Genomic DNA, 6,065 nt, shown 5'->3' with positions numbered 1-6,065 from the left:
CCGTGCCCCGCCAGGCTGTGGGCGGCGTACAGGTTGCGCGCCAGGCCGCCCAGCGGCGTGGCGGCCTTCACCGACATGGCGTTCTCCTGCGCCAGGCCCAGGTCCTTGAGCATCAGGTCGGTGCCGAAGCCGCCGGCGTAGCCCTTGGAGGCGGGCGCGTTCTCCATCACGCCGGGCAGCGGGTTGTACTTCTCCAGCGCCCAGTTGCCGCCGGAGCTGCGGCGCATGATCTCCGACAGCACCTTCGGGTCGAGCCCGTTGGCCACGCCCAGCGCGATGGCCTCGGAGGTGCCGATCATCAGGATGCCCAGCAGCATGTTGTTGCAGATCTTGGCCGTCTGCCCGGCGCCGGGGCCGCCGGCGTGGAAGATGTTGGCGCCCATCTTCTCCAGCACGGGCCGGGCACGTTCGAGGTCGGCCTCGCTGCCGCCGACCATGAAGGTCAGCGTGCCGGCGATGGCGCCGCCCGTGCCGCCCGAGACGGGCGCGTCGATGACCGCGATGCCGCGCGCCGCGCCGGCCTCGGCCACCTTGCGCGAGCTGGCGGCGGCGATGGTGCTGGAGTCGATCACCAGCGTGCCGGGCGCGATCTTCGCGAGCAGGCCGCCCTCGCCCAGATAGAGCGCTTCGACGTGCTGGCTCGCCGGCAGCATGCTCACGACCACCTCGGCGCCCTGCACCGCCTCGGCGGCCGAGGCGGCGACGGCGACGCCCTGTGCGCGCACCGCGTCGCAGGCGGCGGCCGAAAGGTCGAAGGCGGCGAGCGCGTGGCCCGCCTTGTGCAGGTTCAGCGCCATCGGGCCGCCCATGTTGCCCAGGCCGATGAATGCGATCTTCATGTGCTTGTCTCCTTGCATGTCTCGAAATTCAGCGCAGCGGCACGAGTTCGGGGGCCATCTCGCCGCGCGGCTTCAGGTGGTCCTCGACGAAGGCGGGCGTGATCTCCTCCAGCGTCGCGGGCTGCCACTTCGGGTTGCGGTCCTTGTCCACCAGCACCGCGCGGATGCCCTCGGCGAAGTCCTTGTGCGCGCAGAAGCCCAGCGAGGCCCAGTACTCGAGCCGGAAGACCTCCGCCAGCGACATGCGCGGCACGCGCTGCCACAGTTCCCAGGTGAGTGCGATGGAACTCGGCGCGCCCTTGGCAAAAGCCTTGGCAGCGCCCTGCAGCCACGGATCATCGCTGTGCAACGCGCGCAGGCGTGCAGCGATGTCCAGCAGGTCGTCCCCAGCCATCAGCGACTCGATCGCGTCGTAGTGCTCGCGCAGCTTCGATGCCGGCCGCGGTGCGCCCTCGGCCGCCGTGGCGAGGATGCGCGAAAGCAGCGCGCGGTCGGCGCGGTCGTTGCCGCTCCACGCCGTCGCGCCGATGGCCTCCAGCACCTGCGCCTTGCGCGCCTGCGGCACCAGCACGTCGGCCATGCCGGCGAAGATGGCGTCGCTGCCGTTGATCTGCGCAGCGGTGAAGGCCAGGAACAGGCCCGTGCGCCCCGGCGTGCGGCGCAGGAACCAGCTCCCGCCCACGTCCGGGTACAGGCCGATGTTGATCTCGGGCATGGCGACGCGGCTGCCCTCCGTCACCACGCGGTGCGAGGCGCCCACCATCAGGCCGACGCCGCCGCCCATCACGATGCCGTGGCCCCAGCACAGGAAGGGCTTGGGGAAGGTGTGGATCAGGTGATCCAGCTCGTATTCCTCGCCGAAGAAGCGCTCGGCGTATTCGTTGCGCTTCTCGTTGGGAGTGCTGCCGCAGTCGAGCAGCGTCCGGTAGAGCTGGCGCAGGTCGCCGCCGGCGCAGAAGGCCTTGTCGCCCGCAGCCTGCAGCAGCACGCCGACGACCTGCGGGTCGGCCGCCCATTCGCGCAGCTTCGGCGTGAGCAGCCGCACCATGTCGACCGAGAGGGCGTTGAGCGCGGCCGGTGCGTTGAGCGTGGCGACGCCGAAGCGCCTGCCGTTGGCCGTGGGAAGGAAGTCGAAGAGAACTACAGCGTCAGTCATGGGGTGCGATTGGAACGTCTTTCAGCGGATGTCGCTGTCACCTTCCAGCAGCTTGCGCGAGACGATCACGCGCATGATCTCGTTGGTGCCCTCCAGGATCTGGTGCACGCGCGCGTCGCGCAGCAACCGCTCCAGCGGGAACTCGCCGAGGTAGCCGTAGCCGCCGTGCAGCTGCAGCGCCTCGTTGCACACGTTGAAGCCCGCGTCGGTGGCGAAGCGCTTGGCCATCGCGCAGTAGGTGCTGGCGTCGGGATGCTGCGCATCGAGCTTGCTCGCAGCCAGGCGCACCATCTGGCGCGCGGCCACCAGCTCGGTCGCCATGTCGGCCAGGCGGAACTGCAGCGCCTGGAAGCTGGCCAGCGGCTTGCCGAACTGCTGGCGCTCGTGCAGGTAGCGGCGCGCCGCATCCAGCGCGCCCTGCGCCGCGCCCACCGAGCAGGTGGCGATGTTGATGCGCCCGCCGTCCAGCCCCTTCATGGCGATGCGGAAGCCCTCGCCTTCCCGGCCCAGCAGGTGGTCGGCCGGCACGCGCACGTTGTCGAAGGCGATGGTGCGGGTGGGCTGGCTGTTCCAGCCCATCTTGTGTTCCTTCTTGCCGTAGCTGATGCCCGGCGCGTCGGCCGGTACCGCGAAGGCCGAGACGCCGCCGGGCCCGCCGCCGCCGGTGCGCGCCATCAGCACCAGCACGTCGGTCGAGCCGGCGCCGGAGATGAAGGCCTTGCCGCCGTTGATGACGTATTCGGCGCCCTGCAGTTCGGCCCGGGTCTTCAGCGACCCGGCGTCCGAGCCGGCGCCGGGCTCGGTCAGGCAGTACGAGGCGAGCCTGCGGCCGCTGGTGAGGTCTTCGCCCCACTTCGCGCACACGGCATCGGTGCCCCAGGTGCCGAGCATCCAGGTCGCCATGTTGTGGATGGTGATGAAGGCCGTGGTCGAGGGGTCGACCGCCGCCATCTCCTCGAACACCAGCGCCGCGTCCAGCCGCGGCAGGCCCAGGCCGCCGATGCGCTCGGGCGCGTACAGGCCGCAGAAGCCCAGCTCGCCGGCCTTGGCGATCGCCTCGCGCGGGAAGATGCCCTCCCTGTCCCACTGCGCCGCGTGCGGCGCGAACTCGCTGGCGGCGAATTCGCGCGCGGTGTCGGCGAAGGCGCGTTGTTCCTCGCTCAGTTCGAAGTCCATGGTGCTAGTCGTCCTTGGCCGGCGTGTCCGTACTCAGCCACCGCATCAGGCCGCTTCGGCGCTCACGTGTCTTGTCGGTCATGCATTCATGGTAGCGGCGCAGTCCGTCGCCCTGCTGCTCCACCGCGCGCGTGCGCTCCTTGCACTCGCGGATGCGCCGGCCGCTCCAGGCGCTGTGCTCGCGGCGCAGCTGCGGCCGCTCGTGGGCCGACAGCGCACGCATCACGTCGGCGTAGAGCACGGCGATCTCGGTGTCGGCCGCCTGGAAGTCGCGCAGGGCGCAGGCGTTGACCTGCTCCACCGTGCCGCCCGGCAAGCAGGCGGCGCCGGCCTGGGCGTACGCGGCCGAAGCCGCGAACCACAGGAGGCAGGCGCCCGCCAGGCGCGGCGCACGGCTCACTTCAAGCTGATGGTCGTGTTCACGCCATGCGACGTGGTGCTGTCGTCGAACCAGCGCGCCGTCACCGTCTTGGTCTGCGTGTAGAACAGCACCACCTGCTTGCCGTAAGGGCCCAAGTCGCCCAGCTTGGAGCCGCGCGAGCCGGTGAAGGAGAACAGCGGCACCGGCACCGGGATCGGCACGTTGATGCCCACCTGGCCGACGTCGATCTCCTCCTCGAACTTGCGCGCGGCCGCGCCCGACTGCGTGAAGATCGCCGTGCCGTTGCCGTTGGGGTTGCTGTTGATCAGCTCGATCGCCTCGTCGATGTCGGCCGCGTCCGCGATGCACAGCACCGGCCCGAAGATCTCCTGGTCGTAGATGGTCATGCCCGGCTTCACGCCCGAGAAGATGGTCGGGCCGACGAAGTTGCCCTTCTCGTAGCCCGGCACCGACGGCTTGCGGCCGTCCAGCTCCAGCGTCGCGCCGTCGGCCACGCCGCGCTCGATCAGGCCGGTGACGCGCTCGTAGGCCGCGCAGGACACCAGCGGCCCCACGTCGGTGCCCTTCTCGGTGCCCGCGTTCACCTTCAGCGTCTTCGCCTTCGCGACGAGGTCGGGAATCCACTTGCGCGCCTCGCCCACCAGCACCGCCACCGACACCGCCATGCAGCGCTGCCCCGCCGCGCCGAAGGCCGCGCCGGCCAGCGCGTTGAGCGTCTGCTCCTTGTTCGCGTCGGGCATCACGATGGCGTGGTTCTTCGCGCCCATCATGCACTGCACGCGCTTGCCGCTGGCGATGCCGCGGTGGTAGACGTGGGTGCCCACCTTGGTCGAGCCGACGAAGCTGATCGCCTTGATGTCGGCGTGGTCGCAGATCGCGTTGACCACCTGCTCGCCGCCGTGCACCACGTTCAGCACGCCGGGCGGGATGCCGGCCTCCAGCGCCAGCTCGCACAGGCGCATCGTCACCATCGGGTCCTGCTCGCTGGGCTTGAGCACGAAGGTGTTCCCGGTGGCAATCGCCATCGGGAACATCCACAGCGGGATCATGGCCGGGAAGTTGAAGGGCGTGATGCCCGCGCACACGCCCAGCGGCTGCAGCAAGGTATAGGTGTCCACGCCGGTGGCCACGTTGTTGGCCAGCTCGCCCAGCTGCAGCGTGCCGATGTTGGCGGCGTGCTCGACCACCTCCAGGCCGCGGAACACGTCGCCCTCGGCGTCAGGCAGCGTCTTGCCCTGCTCGGCGGTGAGGATGGCGGCCAGCTCGCCCATGTGGTCGCGGATCAGTTGCTGCAGCTTCAGGAAGATTCGCGCGCGGGCGCCGATCGGGGTCTTCTTCCAGGTCTTGAAGGCCTCCTTGGCACTGGCCACCGCGGCGTCCACCTCGGCCGGCGTGGCGAAGGGCACGCGCGCCAGCACCTCCTGCGTGGCCGGGTTGACGACGTCGCGCCACTCGGTGGTCTTCGATTCGACGAACTTGCCGTCGATCAGCAGCTTGACGGTGGCGACCTGGGTGGCCGGCGTGGTGGTGGCGTCCATGAGCTATGTCTCCTTTGAAGCGGATCCGCCGCATCCTAGCTTTGCAGATTTGCCAGGACAAGAGACAGGAATGCGCGTCCATTTTGCAAAAATGCAGACATGGACTGGGACAACCTGCGCTTCTTCCTCGAACTCTCGCGCTCCGGCACGCTGGTGGCCGCGGCGCGCCGGCTGGGCGTGGACCACACCACGGTGGCGCGCCGCATCCAGGCGCTGGAAAAGGAGACCGGCACGCCGCTCTTCGCCCGCGAGGCCGGCGGCCACCGCCTCACCGAGGCCGGGCGCCGCCTGCAGCCGCAGGTGGAGGCCATGGAGCGCGCCTTCCGCACCGTGGAGAAAAGCACCGCGCCGCCGGTGGACGAAGGCCTCGCGGGCCTGGTGCGCATCGGTGCCACCGAGGGCTTCGGCACCGTGGTGCTGGCGCCGGCGCTGGCCGGCTTCGCGCGGCTGCACCCGCGGCTGGTGATCGACCTGCTGGCGATGCCGCGCCTGGTGCACCTGTCGCGGCGCGAGGCCGACATCGTCATCTCGCTGGAGCGCCCCGCCCGCGGCCCGGTGATCGCCACCCGCCTCACCGACTACGAGCTGCATCTGTACGCCAGCAAGACCTACCTGCGCACGCACGGGCCGATCCGGCGCCGGGAAGACCTCAAGGGCCACAGCTTCATCAGCTACGTGGACGACCTGCTGTTCTCCAAGGAACTGCAGTACCTGGACGAGCTGTACCGCCCCGACGCCTTCGCGCTGCGCAGCACCAGCGTGCTGGCCCAGCACCAGGCGGCGCGCGCCGGCGCCGGCGTGGCCGTGCTGCCGGCCTTCCTGGCGGCACGCGACGCCACGCTGCAGCGCCTGCTGCCGCAGGAGGCCTGCTTCACCCGCACCTTCTGGATGTCGATGCCGGCGGAGGCGCGGCAGTTGTCGCGCATGCAGGCGGTGTGGGAGTTCCTGCGCCGGGTGGTGCAGGAGCGGCAGGC

General features: G+C 70.3%; 6 protein-coding genes. 1 reads left to right on the top strand and 5 read right to left on the bottom strand.

The annotated features are described in order from the left end of the window. From mmsB to ACIY1X_RS23995, 5 genes are all read right to left on the bottom strand, one after another. Positions 1-839, bottom strand: an 839-nt coding sequence (gene mmsB, locus ACIY1X_RS24015) for a 3-hydroxyisobutyrate dehydrogenase (protein WP_399685555.1), incomplete at its 3' end; no start/stop codon positions are given. 28 nt (positions 840-867) lie between these two features. Further along, entirely contained in the window at positions 868-1,995 is a 1,128-nt protein-coding gene (locus ACIY1X_RS24010) for an enoyl-CoA hydratase/isomerase family protein (protein ID WP_399685553.1), read from the bottom strand. Positions 1,996-2,016: 21 nt separating this feature from the next. Then, positions 2,017-3,171: an acyl-CoA dehydrogenase family protein gene (locus ACIY1X_RS24005; RefSeq protein WP_399685552.1), complete on the bottom strand. Its 1,155-nt coding sequence runs from the start codon at positions 3,169-3,171 to the stop codon at positions 2,017-2,019. Between the two features lie 4 nt (positions 3,172-3,175). Then, complete coding sequence (locus ACIY1X_RS24000) at positions 3,176-3,571, bottom strand: lysozyme inhibitor LprI family protein (RefSeq protein WP_399685549.1); 396 nt, start codon at positions 3,569-3,571, stop codon at positions 3,176-3,178. Continuing rightward, positions 3,568-5,091 (bottom strand): CoA-acylating methylmalonate-semialdehyde dehydrogenase, encoded by a 1,524-nt coding sequence (locus ACIY1X_RS23995; RefSeq protein ID WP_399685546.1) that lies wholly within the window; start codon positions 5,089-5,091, stop codon positions 3,568-3,570. The genes ACIY1X_RS24000 and ACIY1X_RS23995 overlap by 4 nt, the downstream gene beginning before the upstream one ends. 99 nt (positions 5,092-5,190) lie before the next feature. On the opposite strand from ACIY1X_RS23995, the gene ACIY1X_RS23990 reads away from it, so the two are divergent. After that, the coding region (locus ACIY1X_RS23990; RefSeq protein WP_399685543.1) for a LysR family transcriptional regulator at positions 5,191-6,065 on the top strand (875 nt) is incomplete at its 3' end.

The organism is Xenophilus sp. (assembly GCF_044462705.1).
Taxonomy (GTDB): Bacteria; Pseudomonadota; Gammaproteobacteria; order Burkholderiales; family Burkholderiaceae_C; genus Xenophilus; species Xenophilus azovorans.
The sequence above is the reverse complement of the archived record's forward strand: the minus strand, read 5'-3'. Positions and strand labels throughout refer to the sequence as shown.

Coding starts and splice junctions, on each gene's coding strand:
- ACIY1X_RS24010 (WP_399685553.1), bottom strand. CDS start 1,995: ATGACTGACGCTGTAGTTCTCTTCGACTTCCTTCCCACGGCCAACGGC.
- ACIY1X_RS24005 (WP_399685552.1), bottom strand. CDS start 3,171: ATGGACTTCGAACTGAGCGAGGAACAACGCGCCTTCGCCGACACCGCG.
- ACIY1X_RS23995 (WP_399685546.1), bottom strand. CDS start 5,091: ATGGACGCCACCACCACGCCGGCCACCCAGGTCGCCACCGTCAAGCTG.